The sequence below is a fragment of the Streptomyces sp. NPDC054975 genome (assembly GCF_053609105.1).
Window position 1 is genome coordinate 26483 of sequence record NZ_JBSGWV010000046.1, and the last position, 23341, is coordinate 49823.

The window sequence follows — 23341 nt, forward strand, 5'->3', positions numbered from 1 at the left end:
CAGTGGCCGTCGCTATGCTCGCGCCACCGCTAGGGGGAGGTTGCATGTCGTACGGTCTGCTGACGCCGGACGTGCCGCTCGGTCCGTTCGAAGGTGCTGTTGTCACTCTGTGGTCGGCGCAGGCGAAGGACGCGAAGCTGCACTCCACGTCCTCTTGTTCTTACGTACGTTCCGCTCTTGTCGCTGAGCGGAAGGTGCAGCTGGACGCTTCCGCTATCGGCCGGCTGTGCACCCAGTGCGCGTCGTACGGATCGTGGGCGCGCCCCGGGACGGGGCTGGCCGTCTTCCTGGACGCGGTCGCCGGCATGGGCCTGCTGTATGAATTGGACCGCTGCTGCGATGCCGACGAAGACGGCTTCGATGATGTGGAGCTGGACGAGGCTGCCTCGCTGCTCTTGCCTGCCTCTGTACGCGGCAAGGAGAGCGCTCAGACCGGTGAGGAGGACGCGGAGGACGATCACTGGGGGGAGGTGCGGGAAGCTCGGCAGGTGCGTGAATCCGTCGTGGCCGAGTGGCTCGACGCGCTGGTCAGCCTGCACCGCGTGCTCCGCGTCCTGGCGATGTTTCCCTGGCTGAAGTCCTGGGCTGAGCCGCGGGTGCAGCGGAAGTCGGACCGCCTTCAGGTTTTACGGACACGGGCCGGTCGGCTGATCGCCCCGGATGCGCTGGTCTTGGCGGCAGCGGTCTCGGTCATGAAGGAACAGGATCTTCCTGTCGATGATCCCGCTTTCGCCCTGCTGGGTACACACGGCGAGGTAACGGACTCGTTGATGTCACTGTGGCGGCAGTGGCGCAGCGCAGTGGAGGACAGCTGGGACCATCCGCGTGAGCAGGAGTATCTCGCCTACCGACTAACCCGCGGGATGAGCAGTCGGCGCAAGGGGCGGGATCAGATGCTGGAGCGGGCCCAGGTACTGCTGAGGGCCTGGGCGGAGGAAGCTGCCCGGTCGGTCGCAGGCGACTGCGGGGAGCGGGTCCTGGCCGTACCTCTTGGCGGCGGTTCCCTGTCGGCGTCCGGCCAGAGGGCGTCTCTGTTCGAGCAGCTCAGTCAGTGGGAACGGGGTGTGCTCGCCTCGTACACGGTCTCGGTGGATTGGGCGGGGGCTGAGCTGGTCATCTCGCTGCGAGTGCCGGAGCCGATCGCGGCCCGCCTGCTATCGCAGCGTTCCCCGCTCGTGTACGAACATCGGGAGGAGGAGAAGCCCCTGGCCGGAGACAGGATGACGGCTCTGGAGGTGGGCCCTGCTCTTGGGCCCGGAGTGTTCGACGACACGCCGGTGCATGGCCGCCAACTGCTGCGGCAGGAGCACCTGCGGGCCTTGCGCGACACAGCGGGCGGCGCGGAACAGCTGTACTGGTCCTGGGCCTGGGCGCCGGTGTGGAAGTGATGACACTGGGCGCCCTGGAACAGCGCTGCGCGGCCGGGTGGCAGGGTGTAATTCTCGCCGCCGCGAGTGACCTCCCCGACGCTCTGATCGATGCTGCCTTGCGGCCGTCCGCCACAGAGGCGGTTGAGAACGACGACGTGTGGGCTCGGCCGGTGTACGACCCGGAGGAGGAGGCGTTCGGCCGGAGTCTGAGTGCAGCGGAGGGCGAACGGGTCCTGGTGCGGCTGTGCAGGGAGAAGCGGGAGATTCGTCAGGCGTTGAAATCTCTGGCTCTGGCGCGTTCGTTGCCGGATCTGCGGGATCTCGAGGCCGTCGCGGAAGACGAGCAGGGCTATCCACTCAGGCCGTTCGCCAGGGCAGTGTGGAACGGACTGCTGGCGATGGAGCAGCTGGACCTGGAGCCCTTCGCATCAGAGGGAGACGAGCACTGGGCCGATGGCTCTGGCCTTCCTCTGGGAGTACTCGCCTCCGTGCAGGCATACACCACGGATGCGTTCGGTCGCTTCCAGGGCCGGGCCCACTCCCCCGGCTGCGCGCACCGGCGCCCCTACGCCGGGGTCGATCGGCAGGACGAGAAGGTGGGCATCGAGGAACTGCTGTACGCCAAGGGTTTCGATCCGTGCAGCAAGTGCGGCGGGTACGCAGTGCGCCGGCTCAGTGATACCCAGGTTGCCTACTACCGGGCAGCACACCGTCTGCACCACCTCATCCAGATCTCAGTTTCTGACTCCGGCACGGCCGATGTGGAGAAGTACTTGAGCCGGCTCGACGAGCTCTGCAGCCTGGATGCTCAGGCTGAACAGGCATGGTTTCCCGACCGAGGGCAGGCCCGCCAGTGGCGGCAAGTCATCAACCGTCTACGCGCCGGACTGCAGGCCCGCGCATGGCTGTGAGCCAGGTGCGGTCGTGGCACTGCCACAGCATTGCGCGGTGGTCGCCGCGTGACGCGATGTTTGTTGGCATGTCTATGGGTTGAGCAGGACTTCGGTGATCGGGCCGCCGGCAACACCTGGCTCGAGCGCGAGGGCTGGGGTGTAGAGGGGCTTCCCAAGGGTCGCGTTGTCCCATTCGTAGACGACGGTGCGCAGTGTGTTGAGGTGTCGCCCTACGAGTAGAGCCATCGTGTACGGGCCGTGGAAGGCGAGGTGGACCTCTGCACGGCCATGACGTGCGGCCAGCCTTTTGATCTGTTGCGCGGCAGTTGTGCTGAGCCGTGCGGCTTCGCGCGGGTCGAGGCGGTCCTCCCCGACGACCGTGAGTATGGCGGCCTCGGTGAAGCCGTCGCCGGACTGGTCCAGGAGCCGTTCGAATGCGGTGAGGTCTGGATCTGGGGTCAGGCTGACCAGGACCGCGACGCGGTCCTGGCCGTCGTGTGACTCCGATTGCCCGAAGTCGACTGGTTGCGTATGCAGTTCGCCGGTCAGCGGATCGTCACCGGCTTCGGCAGATGCCCACAGAGCGTTTTGGGCATCGACCACCTCAATGTTGCCGATCTTGGTTTCGGGTAGGGCCGCGCCCAGGGCAAGAGCCACGGACAGGTGTGCTCCGCCGCAGATGCGCACTGTTCGCGCGCGCGTGGCATAGACGGCGTCGCTGGTCAGGGGCAGCGTGGTCTGAAGGAGCTGGAGGCCGGTTCGTGACGGCAGACGCCCTTCGCTGGCGGCTTGAATGCGGATGTGCAGGTCGTCCTCGCCCGCGTCCATGGCGAAGGGTACGGGGCGGGTCTGGACTCGGATCGTGAAGGGTCGGGCCTCGCTGTGGATGGCGGGCTTGCGCTGTTCGGTTCGGTGCATCAGAAGGTCGCGCACGATCTCGCTCTCGCCGGTCGGCTGGAGCATGTTGTTCTGTTTTTTGTCGGCGAGGGTCCGGGAGGGGGCGAGTCTGAGGAGTCGGTCAGGTGCGTCGTAGTCACACTGTGTGGGGCTTCCCGCTCTGGCGGTTGTGTTCGCGATGCACAGGCTGAAGGCGGGGTGTTCGTCGAGTTGGAGCAGCCGCGGCAGCTCGCGTTCCCGGACGATGTCGCTGTGGGCGATCTCCGGTGTCACGACGAGTACGGCTGCTGAGAGTCCTTGGGTCAGGGCCTGCTCGAGACGGTCGGTCGTCGTGCCCGGGCGCAGGTCTCTGTGGTCTCTCCACACGACGAGACCGGCGGCTCTGAGCAGGTTCTCAATCGACTCGGCCTGCGGGGTTCCGTCCGATTGTCGGTAGGAGATGAACACGGGGCCGTCAGCTCGTACAGCGTCGGCGGGAAGGGGGCCCAGTGCTTCGAACCTCGGCGGCGGCGGAAGGACCGTGACTGCTTTGCTCATGACGCGTCCCCATCGTTGGCGCCTGGTGATCAGCCCGAAGAGCGGGTGCGCTCCTTTGGGCGTGTAGACGACGAGTGCGAGGGGGCCGTCGTGGTCCCTGGCGATTGCTTTCATGGCAGTGATGTCAGTGGGGCTCGGTCCGACAGGGGCGGGATGGCTGTGCCACTCGCCGACGTAGCCGGTTGGATCGTCGCTGGCTCGCTCGGCCAGGAAGGCTGCGAGGAGCGCATTCGCTGTGACGTCATCTCGCACGTATCTGTGGGTGGATGCTCCTTCTCCGTCGACCTCGAGGGCACGGGTGACGACGATGTCGGTGTCTTGTCCGTAACCGAGAAGGATGCCGCCCGTTTCCTGTGGCAGCTTTTTGGCGGTGGCTGCTGCGATGACCTCGTATGCCTCTTGGCGCAGATCGATCCGTGTTGCCGGCCGGGTCACTGGTGGCTCTTTTCAGGTGGGGGGTGGAGGTTGTGCGTCTCGCCTGCGGGGTGGAGAGGGCGGTTTACGAGGAGGCCGATGGCGTGGCGGACGGTTGCGGCTGCTGCCTCGATCACTGCGTGGGGTGGTGTGGGGGATATCGGGCTCCCGCAGCCTGCTTCGAGCAGTGGGGGGGTCTCGGTGTCGGTGCTGGTTGCCGAAGGCGGGAGCGGTGCTGCGTTGCCGAGGGGCGGCAGGACGTCGATGCGGTAGGTCCTACCGTCGTTCTGGAGTGCTGCAGAGAGGATGTGCGTGCCCAGTGTCTGGGCGCTGAGGTGCAGGAGGGCGGTGGTGGCGAAGTCGGCTGTGGCGTTGATGACGAGGTCGTGGTTCTGCAGGTGGTCAAAGGCGTCGGTGGCTGATGTGAGTGCGTGGTTGATGGTGCCGATGCTGTGGGTCAGTGTCTTGTTGTGCGTGACGAGGTGTTGCTTCACTGCTTCGGCTTTCAGCAGGCCGACCGCGTCGGGTCCCACGAGGTGGCGGACGAGGTTTCCGGGCTTGACGACATCGGCGTCGATGAGAGTGAGGTGACGGACGCCGGAGCGTGCCAGCATGTCGGCGATGAAGGATCCCAGGGCCCCGGTGCCGACGATCGCGACCTTGTGCTGACGCAGTTCGGGAGCAAGGACGCCTGCGCGGATTGTCCGGGCTGTTTCGGTGTCTGCGGCCGAACGCAGTCGTGTGACCGCTGTGCAGGCTTCCTTCGTGGGTGCTACGTCCAGGAGGATCACGCCCTCGTGGGTGCCGCGCCGGTAGAGCAGCACGACGACGGTGATCGAGTGCTGGCGAATTTTGCGGTCCAGGTCCGCGCTCGAGGCGAGTCGGGCGGAGATGTCCGCCCAGGTCCGCGGCGGTGCGTCCACCTCGCCCAGATCGGCTACATATCCGAAGCGGTGCTTATTGCGCGTATGGGGCTTCTTGGGGCTGGTGCCGGGCCCGATTCGCATTGTGTTGTTGTTGGAGGGGCTGAAGCGGACGAAGTGGCCAAGGTATGGGCGGAGGTCGCCATAGAGGTAGAGACGGTGGTCTGCGGATTGCTGGAAGTACCGGTCGAGGTCAAGGTCGGGTCGGTCGCCCCTCCAGCCGTTGTCCGCCTGGTCGAACCACGCTGTGACGTGGGCGAGGAACGCCGGTGCCTCTGCCCACCACAGCCCTTCGTGATCGTCTTCGGCGACCAGGCACAGGCCGCCGTCCGGTTCGCGGTGCCAGGACCAGGGCACCGCGTCGTGATCGACCGGCTCTACTCTCGGGGGCACGAACGGAAAGCGGGGCGGCAGGTTGATCAGGACGCGGGTCGTTCCTGTCGCGTGCGGGATAGGTCCTTCCCATCCTGCTTCGACTTCCTTGAACCTGGCGCGGATCAGGCCTTCCTCGAAGTGCTGCCGGGCGTAGGCGACGTGCTCGTCGAAGTCGTCAGGGGTCACCCGAAGGTCGCCCTGCCGGCAGGGACGGAGCGGGCGCCGGGCGAGATGGCCGATGCCTTCTTGCTGCCGTCGTCGTTGAAGCCGTTCGGCATCGGGAACACCGTGTCTCCATCGCCGTTCGTTCCCAGCAGTTTCCGGAACGCCAGTGCAGCCTGCCCCTCGTCCTCCTCGGCGAGCGCTGCTTCCGCCGACGCTGCAGCGTCGGAGAAACGCTCACGCGCGGTGTTCAGTTCGTCGTCGGTTGCTCGGATGCTGATGGTGTGTCCGGGCAGTGTCGGATCGGTCACCGCAATGCCGTAGGTCACGAAGTTGTCGACGATCTTGCTGACCTCCCGCAGAGCGGAGACGTAGTACTCCGCCTGGTCGTCGCCCGAGACCAGGCCCGAGGCGAATGCCTGGTAGGCCGCCATCTCAATGAAGAATCCGCCGGGCTTCTTCTTACCGAGCAGGGCACGACGCGTCTGGCGGAGCAGCTTGACGGTCGGTACGTAGTACTCCTCGTGGTCCGCGTTCATCGCGCTGGACAGTTCCGTCAGCCCGTCGGGGTTCGTGCGCACCCACTTGTTGTCCTCGCCTTTCTGCGGGATCTCCCACGTACCGTCGCCGTAGGGCCGGGCCGGCACCGCGTCGACGTAGAGGTCGTAGTCCGGGAAGGAGACCTGCAGGCTGCGGTCCTGACGCCTGGTACGTCGGCGTCCGTCGGCGTCGGTGCGGAACTCCGCATGCAGGACGTTGAAGAACCTGTCGAGGATGTCCTGCGAGGTCACGTCCCGGGGGACCTCGGCGAGGCGCACGAATACGTCGACGTCCTTGATCCTGCGGATCGACACGTTGCGCTTGTAGGAGCCGATCAGTACCGGGCTGACGCCGTACTCGGCGAGCTTCGGGTCGGCCTTGAGGGCATCGCTGACGAGGTGATGAGCCTCCGGCGCGTTGTCTTTGTCGGCACCGGGCTCGATGGAGCTCAGCGCCGTCTTGAACTGCTGCTTGAGGTGAGCCATCAGGCCCTCCGATCCTAGTTGTCGATGCGTCGGACAGGGGTGAGTCTGGCTCACCGGCGACAGGGTCAGGCTGGTCAGATGGAGGCAGCAGCCTGGTGGAGGAAGAGCCGTTGAGGCTGCGTCGAGCAACTTGTCGGTCCCATGCCACGTGCCTCCTCGGCGAGTCGTTCAGCCAGGGTGCACCCTGCGGCGTTCAGCCCCCGGGCTGGAAGCTGGTGACCGCGAACCGGCATCTGTGTGGCTGCTCCTTCACCACATTACGACCCACCACTGACAAACCCGCTGCACCGGAACTAAACGATCACGCAGGGGAGCTTCTCTCCGTGTCGGACCCACGGGTCCGTGCAGGTGGGAGGCGTATTCGCGGGTCGACTGTCTCCTGCTGGGAAGCTCCGCGAACGAGCCCCGGCGCCCAGCGTCGGCCGGCGGCAGGGCAAGAGCGCCGCGGGCAGCTAGAAGATCTGCACTCCGCCTTTGGAATCCGGGGCGCGCAGCAGCACACTGCGGTACGTACCGTGGCCAGAGAGAGTGGGGGCGTGTGTGAGATGGCATCGACAGCTGAGAAAGCTGCTGTTCTCCCGGGAAGGCTGCGGCACCGTACTGATGGCGGCCTTCACAGCCGTTGCGCTCGGCGTCGTGCCGAGCATCCTGGAACAGTGGACCACGCGCCTGTGGGTGTTCGGCGTAGTCTTCGTCGGCGCTCTCGCCCTGGTGCTGGTGGGGTGGGTTCTGCAACGCCCGCGCGGGCTCGGCGTGGTGGTCAGTCTCTACCCGCCAGGCCGTATGCAGGGTTCGCGGCCCGTGGCACTCAAGAACGCTTCTCGCGGTGCACACAACGTGACGCTGGTCGTCGACCGAGCAGCCCTGTGGCCAGGTGAAGGGTCCACGCAGGGCGACTCGGACGTTGTCGACTTCGTCGCCCGGCTGATCGATGCGCAGGTTGAGGAGTTGCGCTCAGGAAACCGGACCGAGCCCGAAGTGGTGTTGTATGTACTTGCGCATCTACGGGACGGATTCCGTCTGGGGCGTCGTCTGGCCGACGATCCCCAGCTGTCGCTTAACGTCATGCATCTGTCGCAGCAGGCTGGTCGTTCGCTGATTCCTGGAGTCGGCCTGAGCAGCTTGCTTCGTTCCCCGCTCGATGCCCATCAGCGCAATTAGGTCAGCCGGCACCTGGACGCTGCCGGGACAGGCCGTCCGCGGCTCGTGGAGCTACCCGCAGAAGCCGGACAGCGACGCCATCACATCGCGGTGATCGTACGCCTGGCGTCGGCCGGCTCCATGGTCGACGACGCCCTTCACGTAGCGGCAACCGGACAGACCACCTACGCGGGTCGGGACAGCACACCGGTTATCAGCTGCCAGACACGGACGCAAGCGGTGTAAACGGTCCGTGCGGCGCCTACGTCGTCATCGACTTCGGAACCCCTTACTTGCCCGACGATTCGGCTCTCTACGCCGCGGTGACCACCTATGTCTGGGAGTGCTGGCTTGCCGCGCGGCAGGAATGGGTTCAGCGCCTCGGCGGCAACACGGCAGTGGAGGGGTTGCTGTTCTTCCATGGTCCGCTGCCGATCGCGGTCGCACTGGGCTGGCTTACGGCCCGCGACCGCATCACGCTGGTCCACCACGATCTGCAACTTACACAGTGTGCAGCACCGCCTCCCATAGCGGATTCACCGTGAGGATGCGCGGCTCCTCACGCGTCTATGGCGAAGGCCTTCTCATACACCTGAAGTGCGTTGACGTCCTCGTACACGACGGTGGGGCGCAGTCGGTTCCACCGGTTGCCGAGCAGCAAGGACAGGCCCATCGGGCCGGCCTGGAAGAGGTGGATCGCGGGGTTGGCACGACACTCGCGGCGCAGAAGGTCCCGGATGCCGACGGCCAGCGCGTTGGCGGCAGCCGCATCCGGCACGGAGTTGTCCTTCGCTCCCGCAGGCGGGCGCAAGACCAGCAGCCGGGACACGGGCACCTGCTGTTCGCGAAGAAAATCCAGCACATCCTGCGTCGGGTCGGTGGCGACCGCCACCGCCACGGCGAGATCGGGCCCGAGCCCAAGGGCATGCTCGTCGACGGCCGGCGCAAGCGGCGTCTCGTACTCCGTCGTGGATGACCACAGCTGCCCACGCTGGACCACGGCCAGGTCGACACCGGCCACCATCCGAAAGGCTGCCCCGACCACGAACGCAGGTGCCAGACGAAGGCTTCCGGTGACAGCAACCGCGGTCGTGCCAGGCGGAATCCGGTACGGCGCGGATTCGATGTCCGCCTGCAGCTGAGCCCAGGTCGCCGGGGACAGCGGGCGCCGCTTCAGATAGGCCGAAGCTCCCTCGAAGCGGTCCGTCCAGTCCACCGCATAATCCGCGTCCTCAGCCATCGGGTCCGGCTTCAAAGTGGCAACGGACACCACCGCACGCGATGAGCCGGCTTCCAGACGCAGAGCCCAGATCGCCTCTTTGATGTCTGCCAGCGACAACCGACGCTGCCCTGCGGCGACCTGACGCGCCACCCAGTCGGCACCAGCGTGCATCGACTCCTCGTCGAACCGCAGCCCTGCAGCGAACATCAACATCTGCAAGTGCTCGTGCAGGTGCCCTACATCTCGCGCCAGGTCGAAGCGCAACACCTTCAACAGCTCCAGCAGCTCCTCCTCGGTCAGCCCGGCGCCGTGGGCCCAGCGCCCGCGCGCCTGCCCCCTCTTCGATCTGGGCCCCTGCTGCGCCGCCTTCGGCAGGAGCAGTTGAGTGCGGGAATCCCGCAGCGAGACCAGCGGATCACCAGAGTCCGGGAACCGGTTGCTGAGCAACGCGAGATCCACCGGCGTACTGTCCTTGGCGAGCTGCCGCCAAGCCTTCGCCAGCTTGTGCATTATCGACGGGCCACCCTGGTCACTAGGACTGAGTAGATACTCCTCGTTGACCGGGGTGGAACTGTCTACGGCGTACTTGACCTGTATGTAAGTGTGAGGCGGAGCCTGCCGCCACAGGACGACGTCATCCACGTTTCCCACGCCGCCCACCTCAACGCCAACCGCCACCACCGGGTTCGGGACGCGCAACTCGGAGTCCCGCACAGCCGTGACACATCCCTGCCACGCAACCAGCCACTGATAACGGTCACCAGCGATACGAACCCCCGTCGAACTCGGGGCCGGAAGGTCAGACATAGAGCGCAATCCCCCACAAGCATCAGGCCGGCAGAGTCAGAGAACCTCGGCAGACCCTCCACATGGCGGAGCTCTCCCGGAAGGGGCGAGTATGGCACCGCCCTCTGACAGTCAGGCCAGGTCGCCCTCAGCAGCAGGCGTGACCGGAACCGCGCGACTCAATGGATTGACATGGACCATACATTTCGCGCCTCAGTGGCGGCTTCGCGGCGTGCACGGCCGGCCGAGTCGACGCCTACCAGGGCCAGACCGTCCGCGGGCGTGCGTAGGCAACCCAGGGCTGAACAGCTTCCCGGGAGGAGAGCGCCAGGTGCTGTTGGCGATGCCCTGGTAACTCCACTCGGAGCCACCGGAGGAGGTGCTCGTATACACCTTGCTGTCCCCTCCGCGGGCCAGGCGCCACAGCCTGCCGCCGTAGGGAGCCAGCGCGACAGGATCTTCCACCTTCCACCCGAGGGTGTCGGAGTAGTGGCTGCTCCACCTGTTGCCGTCGTGGGTGTTGAGATTGGGCTGCCCGTCGCTGCCGATGTGCGTCAGCCACAGCCGTCCCGAGTATTCGGACGACAAAGCGGGAGCCACCTGAGAGGTGTAGCCCGCGAAGGACGCTGCCGGATTCCAGGAGGACCTCGTGTCGTTGAAGGTGCCCCAGTACACGCCGGTGTCCGTGCCGGTGAGGGCGTAGTAGAGCCTGCCGTGCGCCACGCCCAGCGCAGGCGCGCAGTAGCTGGCGGTACCGCCCCCCATCTCCTGCCGTACGGAGCGGGTACGCGAAGACCTCACGGGTGACGGATCGCTGTACTCCCTCCAGAGCGCTGACCAGCACTTACGCCCCGGACCAAATGGTGGCGGCTACCCGCGTCGCTCGTCCCTTCTTCTCGACGGTCGTTACGACGGCTTTCCGGCGAGCGCGGGTCAGGCGCGTCATCTCGTCCACACCGTCGTTGCAGCGCTGCCCGCACACCAGCCGCGCGGCACGGGCCTGCTTCTTCGACCAGGCGGGCCACTCCGCCGACAGGGCCAGCTTGGCGATGGCCATGCCCTTGGCCCGGGGCTGGAACAGCGTGAAATCCCAGCCGGGGGCGCCCTCGGGGGTGTCGGCCGACGGTCTGCTCCAGCGACGGCATCCACGGCACCAGACCGTACGGCTCGTCTACGGTCACTCGCCGTCCTGCCGGGCCCACGCCCTGATCGTGTTGGGCGCCACCGCGGTCAGAGCGGTGATCTTCCGGAGGGGCACCTCCATGCGCCGCGCTTCCGCGATCAGCGGCCGCAGGTCGGCGTCGACGGCCTCCAGTTCGGCGAGCAACCCGATACGGCGCTCCCCCAGGTCTCGGAGAGCCTCCTCGGCGTCGGCCCGAAGCTGGGCCGGTGTCTTTTGCGTCATGTGATTCACATTGACACGGCGATGGTGAACTGCGCAACCCTAGCATCCTGAGTTGTGTGAAATAGTCCGCACTGTCTGCCGTCGTTTTCCCGCTACCCGTCAGGGCAGCCCCCGAGACCCCGGGGTGCCGCCCGCGCCGAGCCTTGCGCTCCCGCCTGCACCCCGCCCCGCTCCAGCCCGGCCGGCCAACCCCCACCATTCGTCGACAGGCGGCTCCCTGAGCGCTCGTCAGGCATCTCGAGCTCAAGGGGTGCACACCCAGGCCGAGAAATCGCCTCAGCGGGCCGTACAGGGGCACCCAAGGCCCGCAATCCTCCGCGGCATGCCGCATGCGCCAATTCCGGGCTGCCGGACGGCCGCTCATCCGCCCCGGCCCCACCCCTCCCGCTGCTGGCCGTCCTTCCCACCTCGAAGTACCCACAGCGGCTTGGTACGCGGCACGAGTTCAGCCGGAAGGGCGTGAGACCGTCCCGCGCGCGGGTACGCGTAGGACGGTCTCACCAGTTCCACGAGGTGTCTCACGTGTGAGACACGAAGTCCACGTGGACTACCGGGTCACTCCTCGTCATCTCGGCGCACACGGCGGTCCTTCCACCTGTTGGCGGCCCACATGCTCAGCGCGGCAAGGCCAACGTAGGTCGCGGTTCCGAGTAACTCAGCAGTGGAGGCCTGGAGGAGGGCGAGCATCGTCATCTCCGTCAGTGCGTAGTTCCGCGCTGACGGGGCGGCTAGCCGCAGAGGCGGCTTTTTTGCGTCCTGGTTCGCCCTCCGGCCGTCCAGACTGGCCTCCCCTGAGCGGACCAAGACCACGAGCGGGAAACTGATCTCATGAGCACCATGCGCCGCCCGCTCGGCACCGGTCCGACGACAAGCACCAGGAGCACGAGCACGGAACCCGCCCCGCGGCTTCTGCCTGTCGAGCGAGCCGACCCGGCCGTCCTGCTGGACGACGTGGACGAGCACCAGGCCGTGGGTTTCCCGAACCGTCGGCGCACACTCGGCACCGGTCCCCCGGCCGGCTGAAAGCGGGGAGAGCGAGTTATGGGTTACCAGGCCCAGTAACTCGGTGGACGGCCGCGGACGGCCGGGGTTTCCGGGGGTTGCTCCCATGGTTGTCTGCGGCGTTGCGTGCACAGGGGGTCTCAGGGTTTCACCGGAGGCAGAACCGGAGGTGTGGCGAGCCTGAGGCTTGCCCACGCCCTTTCCGCAGACCAGCCACCGTGGGCAAGCCCCTCAGCCAGACCGATACCTCTTTCCACGGTGCTGGAAAGAGGTTCGTCTGTATTACTCCGCCGCCAGCGGATCGGGTTTCCGGATTTTCTGGACCCACCTACGCGCGCGTGCGCAAGCTGTGACTGGCCGTGTCGCAGGTCTGGTCCGTCAGCGGCGGGCGAGGAGTGGGGTTGTGATGCCACAGGGCTCGCAGGGGGTGAACAGGCCGCAGCTTTGGCCGTCAGGATGAAGCATGTCCGGGCCGTGGCAGTCGTCTCCGAGAGAACAGGTGACCGTGCCGTCCTGGTGCTCGACCTCGCTCCCGGGGCAAAGGTCTGCCGGTGTGCCGGGGCAGCGGGCGCAGGTGTGGTCGAGCGGGTCGAGCAGGTCGAACCGGTGGGCGTGCTCGCAGTACTGCAGGGCCTCAGGCACATGGAGCACATCGATCGGTCCGGGGCAACCTGCGTGGCACTCGACGTGGCCGTCGTCATGGACGAACAACGGGCCGCCGCAAGCCGGACCTTCGGGGTCTTCCTTGTGGAGACGGATGTAGCAGGTGACGAGCTGGCCCACGATGGTCTGCACGATCTGGGGACGGCCGGCGATGGTGCCGTCCTTCATGGAGTCACCGACGCTGGTGAAGCGCCACTGCTCGGGAAGCCGGGGGTGATGTACCGGGCGGCTACGGCGGGGCTTGCTCTGCTTACGTCGTCCCATGGGGGCCTCCGGCCTGGGCGGTGGGTTGTTCGTAGGGGTCAACGAGCCGAGGGGCGGAAACTGTCGGCTGCCGCCCCGATCGGGTCAGCGGTTTTCTGCCGGACGCGGATGAGGGCTGCGGCGATCTGGGCGGCGTGGGCGGTGGTGGCGATGCGCCGGCGGCGCAGGAACTCGCTCTGGGCATCGGCTGGTTCAGGCTCCCTGGCGAGAGCGCGGGCCCCGGTAAGGACGTCGGTGTCTTCCGTCTGGGACCACCACTGGGAGGGGAGCTTGCCCTCGGCCTTGCACTGCAGGCCTGCCTGTTGGGCTCGGGCGTCGGTCAGCTCGCGTTCCTGCTTGGCCTTGCGGACGCGTGCCTGGATGTGGAAGTCGTCCGCGCCGGCCTTCAGCGTCTTGAGTTGGGCGGCGAGCTCGGCCTTGTCGAAGCCGTGGCGCCAGACCTCGGCGCGGGCGGCGAGGGTGGTCCGTTCGATGCGGCGCATGGTCTCGTCGAGGGTGGGTATCGCTCCGGCTGTTACAAGCGTCTCGGCCCCGACGACGTCGGCGCCCCAGATCAGGCCCCAGGTTCCGACGAGGGCGCGGACAGCGCGGGTGCCGCCGTGCTCGGCGGCCTTGATCAGGGCGAGGGAACGGCCCTTGTGCCGTACGGCGTGGCGGTACCAGGTGGCGGCCGGGATGAGTGCGAGGCGTTCACCAGCGGCGGCCTCGTCTGCTGCGACGTCTCCGTCCTGGCGGCCGTCGAGCTCGAAGCCCGGTGAGGCGAGGTGCTGGCGGAGGCCGTGGGACCAGTACAGCGAGCGCATACCGGTGGCGACGGGCCCGAACTCTCGGAAGAGGGCGGCATCCCGGGCGCGGTCTTCGGCGCTGGCGTTCTCGTCGGTGGCGCCGCGGGCGATCTCGAAGGGGGTGCGGTGGTCGGCGTTGCCCGTCTTGACGTCCTGGCAGGTGAACTCTGCGGCGATCCCCCCGAGGCCTTCCCGTCCTGGTTCTTCATGAGGTGGCAGGCGAGCCGTGCGGACTCTCCCCGGTCGGGGGCATCGATCCGGACGCCGGCCGGCTCGCCGTCCGCGCCGAACTCGACGGGCCGGTAGGCGCCGGCCTTCTCCAGGGCGGCGGCCCAGACCTCGAACGCGAGGTGCTGGAGCTCTTCGACCTGGAGGCTGTTGAGGGGCCGGGCCAGGAAGAGCAGCACGCCTGGTAGTGGCAGTGCCGGCCGTTCTCGCCGCGGGTGGCCTTTCAGGCTCGTACGAAGCCCTCCACTCCGTAAGCCTTCTTCGCCTTGCGCCACTGGCGTCTGGCGTTCTGGCCAAAGCCCTCGCGCCAGGCCTCGCGCTGCTGCTCTGCCAGGAGCGCGAGGGGCTGGCACTCGTAGCGGCGCATGGTGAGCGTCATCATCACCAGGCCGCAGCTCTGGCACTCCCAGAAGCGGCCCACCTGGTCGAGCTCGTCCTGCCGGGCACGGCGGATCGACGTCGAGCAGCACGGACAGACGTGGACCGAGCCGCACGTTACGACTCCGGAGAAGCCCGCCCTGCCGTTCCGGACGACCGGGGTGACGCCACCCGCGAGGACGCTCACGCCGCACTTCCCGAGCCGGCCGGGGTCTGTGATCTCCCTGAGGTCTTCGCGGAACTTGAACCGGCCGTCACGTGCGCCCGTGCCGGCGTCCAAGTCCATCGGCGTCCCACCCGGCGGTCCGCTGCAGCGCGCGTCCGCTTGCGAAGTCCAGGTAACCGTGGCGCCCGATTCCTCCCAAAATCCGTCCGTGGACACGTCAAGCATCAAGCCGCCGACCTGCATGTCCGTAGTTTCCGCGGTACGGCCGGCAGCCCCGAATCGGAGCTGCTCACCATACCCACGCCGTCGCGACTGCGAGCGCGTGAGGCGACCGCACGACCCGCCCGGGGCTGAGGGGGAGCAGCTGCTGCCGCGACGGGGTGACCGCCGGACAACTGGTCAGCCCTGGAGGTCTCGCCGTACCTCAGCGTCCGGCTGCCTCTGGTCGGTCGGCTCCGCCCACAACTGGACGGCCTCAGCTCGATGAGCACCAGGCGGCGGCGGAAGCAGAGGCCGGCGCCTCGCCCGGGGCGGGGCTGGAGGCATCACGGCCGCATCAGACCGCTGCCAGGCCTCCACGGGTACCGGCAGGACCGGAGCAGGCCTTATCCGGGCGACCACGCGCGCCGAACGGGCGCTCTGACCGGCAACGGAAGGAGTTTCATCAGCTGATGGAACTGAAGGCCTCCTGGTTTCAGCCGTTGCCGGAACGGACCGCTCGTCGGCCCGGCCACGTGAGTAGGCAACGAGCCGCAGCTCCGCTTCGCGGCGGGCTCGGTACGCGTACTCGCGGTGGGTCCGCGAGCAGTAGTCGCGGCTCCGGCCCACGCCGGACTGTTGGATCTTGTCTCCGCACCAAGCGCAGACCTTGTTGCCATCGGCGTCTCTGGGAGTCTCCCTCTTCATGCCGCCCGACCGTACTCGGCCCGGCTGCGCCAGTGAACCGCCGCCCCATGAACCGGCCCCTCCAGCCGTCGTCGGGCGGGCCCGGAGAATGGTCCGCGTCGGGGATACAGGCAAACTGATGATCAGATATCACCAAGCGGGAGGGGAACGGGGGATGGTGCGAGGAACGCCGGGGGAACGGCGCAGTCACTGCGTGTCGGTGCGGGTGACGCCCGAGGAACTAAAACGGTGGCACGCGGCGCGGGCGGAGACCGGCCGCAAGGAGTTGGGCGCGTGGGTGCGGGCCGTCGTGACCGAGGCCCTCACGGGCCGGACCGGCGTACCCGGAGACGTGCCGGTCGTGCCGCTGATCAACGAGGCCGCCTACGGTCAGCTCGTCCAGGCGGCCAACAACCTCAACCAACTCACCCGGTACAGCCACCAGGAGAGGACGCTCCCGGCGTCCATCCAAGCCGCCGTAGAGGAGATCGGCCGGGCCGCCCTGGCCGTACGCGGGCTCGGCCCGGACCGCGACACCACCGAGGACCAGGCCGACAAGGACGCTCACCAGGCGCACGGGGCCGACACGTGATCGCCAAGATCACAAAGGGACGCCGCGCGGGCGGAGCACTGCGGTACGACTTCGGACCCGGCCACCGCGAGGAGCACAAGGACCCTCGAATCGTGGGCGGCTCGGTGCCGGGCACCCCTCAGCAGGTCGCCCGGATCATCGACCGGCACAACCGCCGCCGCCTCGACGTCGCACGCCCGATCTGGCGCTGCTCGCTCTCCCTGCCCGACGAAGACGGCGTCCTGCCGGACGAGCAGTGGGCCCAGATCGCGGAGCAGTACGTCGGCCGGATGTGGGGGCCGGACGTGCCATGGGTCGCCGTCCGCCACGGCGACGACCACATCCACCTGACCGTCTCCCGCGTCCGCTGGTCCGGCGAGCTCGCCAGCGATTCGCACGACTACGCGAGGTCACGGCCGATCGTACGAGCGCTGGAGCGGGAGCACGGCCTGGTGAACGCCGAGGAGCGGTCGAACCGGATCTCTCCACAGGTGTCCGGCCCCGAGCGTGCAGCCGCCCAGCGCCGAGGAGCGCAGCGGCCAGAACGCGAGCAGCTGCGCGAGCTGGTCCGCGCCGCCCGCGACGCGAGCGCCGGCGGCGGGCGGACGGCGTTCGAGGCCGCACTCAGGGAGGCTGGGGTGGACTACAGGGCAAACACTGCGCGCAACGGGCGGATGAGCGGCTACTCGTTCAGCCTGCCCGGCTGGACGGACGCCGAGGGCGGACAGGTGTGGGCCGCCGCATCGCGGGTCTCGCGAGAGCTGCGGTGGACCGAGCTGAGCGAGACGCTCGGGAACCCGGACCCCCGTACCCCGGGGACAACACCGACCCCGGCCCCCGAGGCAGCCCAGGAGACCGAGCCTGCCCGCGTACCGGCCCAGCCCCGGGTACCGGCGCAGCCCAACCGTCCACCCGCGCCCCCGACTCAGCCGGCCCCCTCCCCATGGCTCGTGGGGCTGGGCCGGACCCGCGCCGCCCACGCCCGCAAAACCACGACGAGCACCGAACGCACGAGCAGAACCAGATCCACGGGTCCGAACGGCCAGCCCTACCGGCCACCCGAGCCTCCCCAGCCCGGACCCAGCCAGGAGATGTGACCGGCAAAACAGCGGCCTGCACCGCCTACGCCGCACCGGCCCCGCGCAGACGGCAACCCCAGGTTTGCCGCCCCCTACCACACAGGAACCGAAACCGCCACCACCAGAAAACCGCCAAACACAGAGATAGCAGCTGCCAACTCCCCCAGACAGACCACCATCAGGAGCGTTCCCAGGGAGACATCGTGGTCCTGATCCTCGTCGTCGCGCACGTCGCCAGCCGGGAAGGCGCGCTCGGCGGGGAGCATCCGCGGCGGTGACGTCGGCGTGGGCCCGGTGGACGGCGCCGGGCCGGTGCCGAGCCGATGGCGGGGGCACTCATCCAGTCAGTCTCCCGCCTGTGCCCGGGCGCTCACGACCACTCGGGGGCGGCCGTAACTGGGCCCAGTAGCCAATATCTTGCTGCCAGTTTTCAGCTGCACACGCGCGCCCGCGTCGGGGGGTCCAGAAATCCAGAAACTCCAGCCCGGCCGCGGCGGCGGGCCACCCCTTGAAGCACGACCCGACCACGCTCGTCCTCATCGGCGCCGTGTCTCGTCGGCACCAGATGATCGGGATGAGGTGATCGGCCGCACCGACGTCCCGAAGGTGCCGGATCCCTCGCTCGACCTGGGACTTCGTCAGCCTGATGGCGGTGATGAGCTGCTTGGTCTGGAGGCCGGAGGGGCGGGCTTCCATCAGGGCGACGCGGACCAGATCGCCGTAGTGCTCCTCAAAAGACCGGGCTCCCGGCGCCGTGCCATGGCCTACTCGCCCTTGAGGAGTTTGGCCAGCTGCTCGTCCAGGGTGAACTCGCCGTTGTCGATCCCCGCTTCGAGCCAGTCGGCCGCGGCCCGGACCTTGGAGATGCCCCGGCGGACGGTCTCGCGCTCGTCGTCGGTGAACTCCTGGCCCCGCAATCTGGGGACGAGCCGGCCCAAGGTGGCAACGAACTGTTGGCAAGATCCGACCAGGTCGAGATATTCGATGGTGTGCTCGATCTTGCAGACGGCCGGGGTGCGTTCACGGATCGTCTCGCAGGCCTGCGCGGAGTTGTCGAACTGGGCCCGGTTGACCAGGAAGCGGGCAGTGTCGTCCCGCATCGTCTCCCTCGCGACGTCGGAGCGTTTGAGCAGGTCGGCGGTCACCTCCTTGGCGACCTCGTCGTCCCGTGTGAGCTCGCGTCCTCGTCGTCGCGAGCGACGCCGGCCGGGTAGTCCGCGGTCCAGTTGGGCAGCAGGTCACGGGAGTGGCCCTCCCTCCCCGCCGAACCGCTAATGCCAGCGGAAGGCACCCAGGTTCTGCCACTGCACCCCGAGTCTGACCTGGTCACTCGTCACTCTGATGACCCGGCGCCTCGTTCTCGTCCTGGATCGATGCCAGGACCTTGTGGACGCTGAACGACACGCCGTCCTTGCGGCTGGCCGCCTGGCCGCTTAGCCCCCGCGTCTACGCAACGACAACAAGGGTCGGGAGCTGACCGAGCTCAGCGCCACGCTCACGAGCGGGCAGGCACACCCCATCGCGCGTGGAGAAGGGGCCTGGCTTTGAGACCGTCCTGGCGTTCCTCCCAAACCACCTCGAGGAAGGCGTCGGCACGCTGGCCCGGGTCCGCCGAAGTTGAGCCTGATCCGGGATCAGGCTGACCTCAGTGCCGCTCTGATCGACCTGTATCAGCGGGCGGGGGCGCCTGCGTTGCGGCTGATGGAGGAGCGGGCCGGCGGGTTCGGTGTGCTGCCGCGCAGTGCGGTGCACCGGATCATCAGCCGTCAGACGATCCCGCGGAACCGGAGCCAGTTCGAGCGTTTCCTTGCCGCGTGCGAGGTTCCGGAGACCGACCGGTTGAAGTGGGTCGCGGCGTGGGGGCGTGCGCTGAGGCCGGATGATGCGGCGGTGGCCTCTGCCCTTGCTGATGGTGTGGAGGCGTCGCCATCGTCGCCGGCCGGGACGAGGTGCAGCCGAGAAGATTCTTCACCTGGCCGCCTTCGTTGGCCCAGCAACGAAGGCGGGTGGCCCGGCACGGCGGCCGTGCTCACGACGCGGGTTCGCGCGGCTCCTGAACCCGGGCATTGAATTTTAAGGAACAAACAAGCCGCCCCGACTCACTGCCCGGGTAGGCCGAGGTCCGGAAGGAAGTGCGGGAGCGCGGCGATCGTGCCCCGCGGTGAGCGGTGGGCTGATGTCGGCCTGTCTGTTCCTTAAAGTTCGATGCCGGTCGACAGCAGCGAGCTCCGTCGACCGGCATCTCTGCTCAGGACGACTCGGCGAGCCCCCTTGGCGGAACAAGCGCCGCCATCGACTCATCCAGCGCTGTCAACCACGCCGAGAACGCCTCATCCCCCAACCCCGCCCTGACCGCCTCCATCGTCCGGGCCGCCCACTCCACCCTCACCGGCAGGTCCCGAACATCAACCCCGGGAGCCAGCTGACGGAACGCATAGAACAAGAAAGCAAGGCATCACCGCCCGGCAAGATCAACCTCGAACCACACTGCCTTCCCCCCGTACGTGGGTACCGCCCCCCACCGTGATGAAAGAGCTTCAACCACTGCCAGTCCGCGTCCGCCCTCGTCCGTGTCCCGTGCTCGCCACCGCCGGGGCAACTGCGGCGAGTCGTCGCCGACTTCGCAGCGCAGCACGTCGGTCTTCAGCAGTCGCAGGGTCACCGGCCGTTCCGCGTACCGCACGGCGTTCGTCACGACCTCGCTGATCAGCAGCTCGACCGAGTCCGAGAGCTCCTCCAGGTCCCAGCGGGCCAGCGCCCGCCGGGCCAGCCGCCGGGCCCGCCCCGGCGCCGCGTCCTCCGGTTCCAGGAACCAGTACGCCACGTTGTTGGGCGCGATCCCGTCGAAGCGCGCCGCGAGCAGGGCGATGTCGTCGTCCCGGTCGCCCGGGCCGAGCATGTCCAGGACGTCGTCGCAGAGCGCCTCCAGGGGCGGTGAGTGGTCCGGGCCGGTCAGATGGGCGGTCGCCGCGAGGCGCTCGCGCAGCTGCTCTATCCCGGTCCACACGTCGCGTAGTCGGGACTCGACCAGGCCGTCCGTGTACAGCAGCAGGGTGGCGCCGGGAGGGGCGTCCAGCTCGACCGCGTCGAAGTCGACCCCGCCCACGCCGATCGGCACCCCCGGCGGGACGCGCAGGACTTCCGCGCGGCCGCCGAGGTGCAGCAGCATCGGCGGCGGGTGGCCCGCGTTGGCGATCGTGATCCGGTGCGAGACCGGGTCGTACACCACGTACATGCAGGTTGCGAGCCGGTCCTGGCCCAGCGACTGGGCCTGTTGGTCGAGTCGCCGCAGGACGTCGTCCGGCGGGAGATCTAGTCCGGCCAGCGTCTGCGCCGTGGTCCGCAGCTGGCCCATGATCGCGGCGGAGGTCATGGAGTGGCCCATGACATCCCCGACGATCAGGGCCACGCGGTGACCGGGCAGCCCGATGGCGTCGTACCAGTCCCCGCCGACCCGGGCCGTCGCGGCGGCCGGGAGATAGCGGGAGGCGAGCCGGACACCGGTCGGCTGCGGCAGCGAGGCCGGCAGCATCCTGCGCTGTAGCTCGCCGGCCAACAACGCTTCCCGGCCGTACAACCCGGCCTTGTCGATACCGATTGCGGTCTGGGTGGCGAGCGGGGCGGCGACGAGGAGGTCGTTCGGCCCGAAGCCGGGCCGCTCAGGCCGGCGCAGGAAGACGGCGGCGCCGATGACCCGGCGGCGGCCACGTAATGGGGCCAGGATCGCCCGGCGAGGACCCGGCAGGGCGTACTCGGGGCCCAAGATCTCGGCCAGGGCGGCACGGGCGGCCGTGGAGTCGCCGAAGACCGGCCGGACACCGCGCAGCACCTCGGCGAGGGACCCGCCGGGACGCACCTCGCAGAGTTCGGCCGCGGGGGCCGTCTCCAGGTCGAGCGCGAGCATGTCGACGTCCGCTTCACGTCGGTCGGTGCGCCGCAGGCGCAGCATGTAAGGGCCGACGGGGCTCTCGTCGCCCACCGGAAGCGGGTCACGCAGGTAGACCAGGATCTCGTCGGAGAAGGTAGGCACCGAGGCCCTGCACAGACCGAGCACGATCTCGTCCAGGTCTATCCCGCGCGAAATCCGCCGGGTCGCGGCCCCCACGAACCGCATGAAGTCGCCTTCCCCGCGGACCGCAAGATCGGCGCCGGTGCCTGGCATGGACGCGCTGGTGGGAGGGTTGTCAGGGGTTGTCCCGAACAACTCCTCGGCATCGTCTTGGGCCGCTGGCTCGTCCCGCACGACTTGGCCAGGGACGACTCCGCCCTGGGGTTCGGCTTCCTCGCCACCCCACCACCCGACTTCCTCGGCAGCTTCCCTGACGGCCTCATGCTCTCGGTCGAGAACGTCGCGCGCCCTCTGGAGGGCAGCGTCAACCTGGTCGAGAGTGTCGTCGTCCGCGGTGGCCCCTACCGTCCCGGGAAGCGCGACTTCCGCTCCGCTCGGCGCCTGGGCTCCAGGATCCGTGCTCGGCCTGAGGCCGCGTAGCTCCTCCTCCAGCTCGCTGATCTGACGAGCCGCGAGATCTGCGACATTCTGGGCCCGATCCCGTTCTTCCTCGGCTCGGGTCAACTGAAGGCGGAGATCCTCAGCCTGCCTCTGAGCACGCCCAAGGCGATTCTCGGTCCGCAGCTCCTCGACCGGCCGGGGGCCATCGGCGGCGCGGATGGCGTCGAGCTGCCGTGTGAGTTGAGCCACCTGAGCCTGCGTCTGGCCCAGAAGCGCGAAGAGGATCGTGGCCACCTGCAAGGCCTGCAATCGCGCTTGCTCGCTGACCTCGTACGCCTGGCGTACGCGGTTGAGATCCTCCAGCGCCCGGATCGTGTGCTGCTGCGCCTCGACGAGGTCGTACGCCGGATCAGCACGAGTCGCGGTAGGTGAGGTGCTTGCCGCAGTCCACAACGGCCGCACCTGATCGAGCCGGTGAGCTGCCTGTGGACCCGTCTCGCCCGGGAAGCAAACGTCCGCGACGGCCTCGGCAAGCTCCCATGTCAAACCCACGCCATTGAGCTGCTCCCGTAATCGCCAGATCGCCGGGATGGAGCTGCCGTCAAAGTGCTCGGGTGTCAGGAGACCGTGCAGCTTCGCAACGGAGACGTTGGCCGTGTCGAGCCAGCCACGAAGGATGTGCACGAGGTCGTTGATCTCCTGGCACGCCCCACGAGCCTCCGCCCACGGCCGCCCGGGCCGCTTTGCTGTCCCCACGTCGTCCCCTCCGGCTTGGGTTGTTCACCGAACAACCCCACGTTGTCCCGCGAACAACATCCAACCGGTTCATCCGCGCAGGTGGGGGGTGGATCGTCATTTCAGTGCGGTGCGACGGCGTACCGCAACCCACGAAGTTGATCTTGGAGGGGAGTCGTGGACGCTACCCACACCCTGATGGTGCTGTTGTTCATCGGGCTGGCGGTGATCTTCTCGTTCTTGGTGGCGGGCGTCGCGTTTGCTGTCGCCCGCTGGGGCGGAAGCCCGGTTCCTGAATCTGTTTCCACGTCGGGGAAGGCGTTCGCGATGGCGCTGATGGTCATCAGCGCCGTCCTCGCGGTGATACTCGCGGTTTTCAAGTAGACGGAGCCGCGCCTGTGAAAGCAGGACGGATTGGTCGTGTGGCGGCTTCCCCACGCCACCGGCCGGTCAGTGAGGGACTCAACGTCGGGCGCCCATCTCCCGGAGATGGCTCCACACACCCCGCCTCCGTGTCCCCGTGTTGATCCGGGATCGGCACGACGGTGGCGGCCTGGCGATCCGAAGGACCTGTCGCCGTCGTACGCGGCTGGTGACGCGATTCTTACTGGCCCCCGTAGTAAAGATCATCCCAGGGCGGGGGCTTCTGGCGCCTCTGAGGCATGGCCCAGAGGCGCCCGCGAGGCTGGCGCCGAGCACCCCGCGCCGGGCGGTCCACACACGGATCCCCCGTCAGCGTGACCGTGAGCGGGCTTCCGGCCACACAGTTCTGCGGCTCGCAGATGAGATCTTGTCCGAGGTGGGCATCCGACCGGAATACGAGGACGCTCGAGAACGGCTTCATCTCTGAACCCCGGCACTCCCGGATCGCGACGGCCAGACGGCTCCGCAGCACCGCGTGCTCCGCCAGCTCGACTCCGTCATCGCCGACGACGGCGGGCTGCGACCCGCGACCTGCCTGCTCGTCCAGGTCGACCCGGCGCGCG

23 protein-coding genes are annotated in these 23341 nt (G+C 68.1%); 10 read left to right on the forward strand and 13 right to left on the reverse strand.

Translation table 11 applies throughout. From position 1 onward, the window contains the following. The first annotated feature begins 44 nt into the window (after nt 1-44). Complete coding sequence (locus ACWF79_RS28340) at nt 45-1388, forward strand: hypothetical protein (RefSeq protein WP_453731002.1); 1344 nt, start codon at nt 45-47, stop codon at nt 1386-1388. Then, nucleotides 1388-2281 (forward strand): hypothetical protein, encoded by an 894-nt coding sequence (locus ACWF79_RS28345; protein WP_453731003.1) that lies wholly within the window; start codon nt 1388-1390, stop codon nt 2279-2281. The genes ACWF79_RS28340 and ACWF79_RS28345 overlap by 1 nt, the downstream gene beginning before the upstream one ends. Before the next feature lie 72 nt (nt 2282-2353). Here ACWF79_RS28345 and ACWF79_RS28350 read toward each other — a convergent pair whose 3' ends face one another. Genes ACWF79_RS28350 through ACWF79_RS28360 form a run of 3 tightly spaced genes read right to left on the reverse strand, consistent with a single transcriptional unit; the run spans nt 2354 to nt 6650 of the window. Beyond that, on the reverse strand, nt 2354-4132 hold the full coding sequence (locus ACWF79_RS28350; protein WP_453731004.1) for an SAVED domain-containing protein: 1779 nt from the start codon (nt 4130-4132) through the stop codon (nt 2354-2356). Further along, the gene (locus tag ACWF79_RS28355; RefSeq protein ID WP_453731005.1) at nt 4129-5595 is read right to left on the reverse strand and encodes a ThiF family adenylyltransferase; all 1467 of its coding nucleotides are present in this window, start codon (nt 5593-5595) and stop codon (nt 4129-4131) included. The genes ACWF79_RS28350 and ACWF79_RS28355 overlap by 4 nt, the downstream gene beginning before the upstream one ends. Then, on the reverse strand, nt 5592-6650 hold the full coding sequence (locus ACWF79_RS28360) for an SMODS domain-containing nucleotidyltransferase (protein WP_453731006.1): 1059 nt from the start codon (nt 6648-6650) through the stop codon (nt 5592-5594). The genes ACWF79_RS28355 and ACWF79_RS28360 overlap by 4 nt, the downstream gene beginning before the upstream one ends. 486 nt (nt 6651-7136) lie before the next feature. On the opposite strand from ACWF79_RS28360, the gene ACWF79_RS28365 reads away from it, so the two are divergent. Next, nucleotides 7137-7757, forward strand: coding sequence for a hypothetical protein (locus ACWF79_RS28365; RefSeq protein ID WP_453731007.1), 621 nt, complete (start codon nt 7137-7139; stop codon nt 7755-7757). 272 nt (nt 7758-8029) lie between these two features. Beyond that, nucleotides 8030-8281 carry a hypothetical protein gene (locus ACWF79_RS28370; protein ID WP_453731008.1) on the forward strand — a complete coding sequence of 84 codons (252 nt, stop codon included), beginning with the start codon at nt 8030-8032 and terminating at the stop codon, nt 8279-8281. Nucleotides 8282-8295: 14 nt separating this feature from the next. Here the strand turns inward: ACWF79_RS28370 and ACWF79_RS28375 are convergent, their stop codons facing one another. From ACWF79_RS28375 to ACWF79_RS28390, 4 genes are all read right to left on the reverse strand, one after another. Beyond that, nucleotides 8296-9468, reverse strand: a complete 1173-nt coding sequence (locus ACWF79_RS28375; protein ID WP_453731009.1) for an SAVED domain-containing protein — start codon at nt 9466-9468, stop codon at nt 8296-8298. A gap of 489 nt (nt 9469-9957) precedes the next feature. Next, a complete protein-coding gene (locus tag ACWF79_RS28380; RefSeq protein WP_453731010.1) occupies nt 9958-10509 on the reverse strand; it encodes a hypothetical protein in 552 nt (183 codons plus the stop codon). Nucleotides 10510-10588: 79 nt separating this feature from the next. After that, complete coding sequence (locus ACWF79_RS28385) at nt 10589-10801, reverse strand: hypothetical protein (protein WP_453731011.1); 213 nt, start codon at nt 10799-10801, stop codon at nt 10589-10591. 120 nt (nt 10802-10921) lie between these two features. After that, a complete protein-coding gene (locus ACWF79_RS28390; RefSeq protein WP_453731012.1) occupies nt 10922-11149 on the reverse strand; it encodes a hypothetical protein in 228 nt (75 codons plus the stop codon). Nucleotides 11150-11977: 828 nt separating this feature from the next. Here ACWF79_RS28390 and ACWF79_RS28395 point away from each other — a divergent pair. After that, nucleotides 11978-12172: a hypothetical protein gene (locus ACWF79_RS28395; RefSeq protein WP_453731013.1), complete on the forward strand. Its 195-nt coding sequence runs from the start codon at nt 11978-11980 to the stop codon at nt 12170-12172. A 357-nt stretch (nt 12173-12529) separates the two neighbouring features. On the opposite strand, the gene ACWF79_RS28400 is transcribed toward ACWF79_RS28395, so the two are convergent. Together ACWF79_RS28400 and ACWF79_RS28405 are read right to left on the reverse strand one after the other, a co-directional pair. Then, entirely contained in the window at nt 12530-12982 is a 453-nt protein-coding gene (locus ACWF79_RS28400; protein ID WP_453731014.1) for a hypothetical protein, read from the reverse strand. A gap of 134 nt (nt 12983-13116) precedes the next feature. Further along, nucleotides 13117-13881 carry a hypothetical protein gene (locus tag ACWF79_RS28405; protein ID WP_453731015.1) on the reverse strand — a complete coding sequence of 255 codons (765 nt, stop codon included), beginning with the start codon at nt 13879-13881 and terminating at the stop codon, nt 13117-13119. A gap of 194 nt (nt 13882-14075) precedes the next feature. Between ACWF79_RS28405 and ACWF79_RS28410 the strand changes: the two genes are divergently transcribed. Then, a complete protein-coding gene (locus ACWF79_RS28410; protein WP_453731016.1) occupies nt 14076-14279 on the forward strand; it encodes a hypothetical protein in 204 nt (67 codons plus the stop codon). Between the two features lie 35 nt (nt 14280-14314). On the opposite strand, the gene ACWF79_RS28415 is transcribed toward ACWF79_RS28410, so the two are convergent. After that, entirely contained in the window at nt 14315-14755 is a 441-nt protein-coding gene (locus tag ACWF79_RS28415; protein ID WP_453731017.1) for a hypothetical protein, read from the reverse strand. Nucleotides 14756-15695: 940 nt separating this feature from the next. Between ACWF79_RS28415 and ACWF79_RS28420 the strand changes: the two genes are divergently transcribed. Next, entirely contained in the window at nt 15696-16112 is a 417-nt protein-coding gene (locus ACWF79_RS28420) for a plasmid mobilization protein (RefSeq protein WP_453731018.1), read from the forward strand. After that, nucleotides 16109-17188, forward strand: a complete 1080-nt coding sequence (locus ACWF79_RS28425; RefSeq protein WP_453731019.1) for a relaxase/mobilization nuclease domain-containing protein — start codon at nt 16109-16111, stop codon at nt 17186-17188. Before ACWF79_RS28420 ends, ACWF79_RS28425 begins: the two co-directional genes overlap by 4 nt. Before the next feature lie 74 nt (nt 17189-17262). Here ACWF79_RS28425 and ACWF79_RS28430 read toward each other — a convergent pair whose 3' ends face one another. From ACWF79_RS28430 to ACWF79_RS28440, 3 genes are all read right to left on the reverse strand, one after another. Continuing rightward, complete coding sequence (locus ACWF79_RS28430; protein WP_453731020.1) at nt 17263-17400, reverse strand: hypothetical protein; 138 nt, start codon at nt 17398-17400, stop codon at nt 17263-17265. A 534-nt stretch (nt 17401-17934) separates the two neighbouring features. Beyond that, entirely contained in the window at nt 17935-18315 is a 381-nt protein-coding gene (locus tag ACWF79_RS28435; protein WP_453731021.1) for a DUF6192 family protein, read from the reverse strand. 1310 nt (nt 18316-19625) lie between these two features. Next, the gene (locus tag ACWF79_RS28440; RefSeq protein WP_453731022.1) at nt 19626-21413 is read right to left on the reverse strand and encodes a SpoIIE family protein phosphatase; all 1788 of its coding nucleotides are present in this window, start codon (nt 21411-21413) and stop codon (nt 19626-19628) included. A gap of 3 nt (nt 21414-21416) precedes the next feature. On the opposite strand from ACWF79_RS28440, the gene ACWF79_RS28445 reads away from it, so the two are divergent. After that, nucleotides 21417-21659 (forward strand): hypothetical protein, encoded by a 243-nt coding sequence (locus tag ACWF79_RS28445; protein ID WP_453731023.1) that lies wholly within the window; start codon nt 21417-21419, stop codon nt 21657-21659. An 873-nt stretch (nt 21660-22532) separates the two neighbouring features. Then, nucleotides 22533-22739: a hypothetical protein gene (locus tag ACWF79_RS28450; RefSeq protein WP_453731024.1), complete on the forward strand. Its 207-nt coding sequence runs from the start codon at nt 22533-22535 to the stop codon at nt 22737-22739. Nucleotides 22740-23341: the final 602 nt, after the last annotated feature.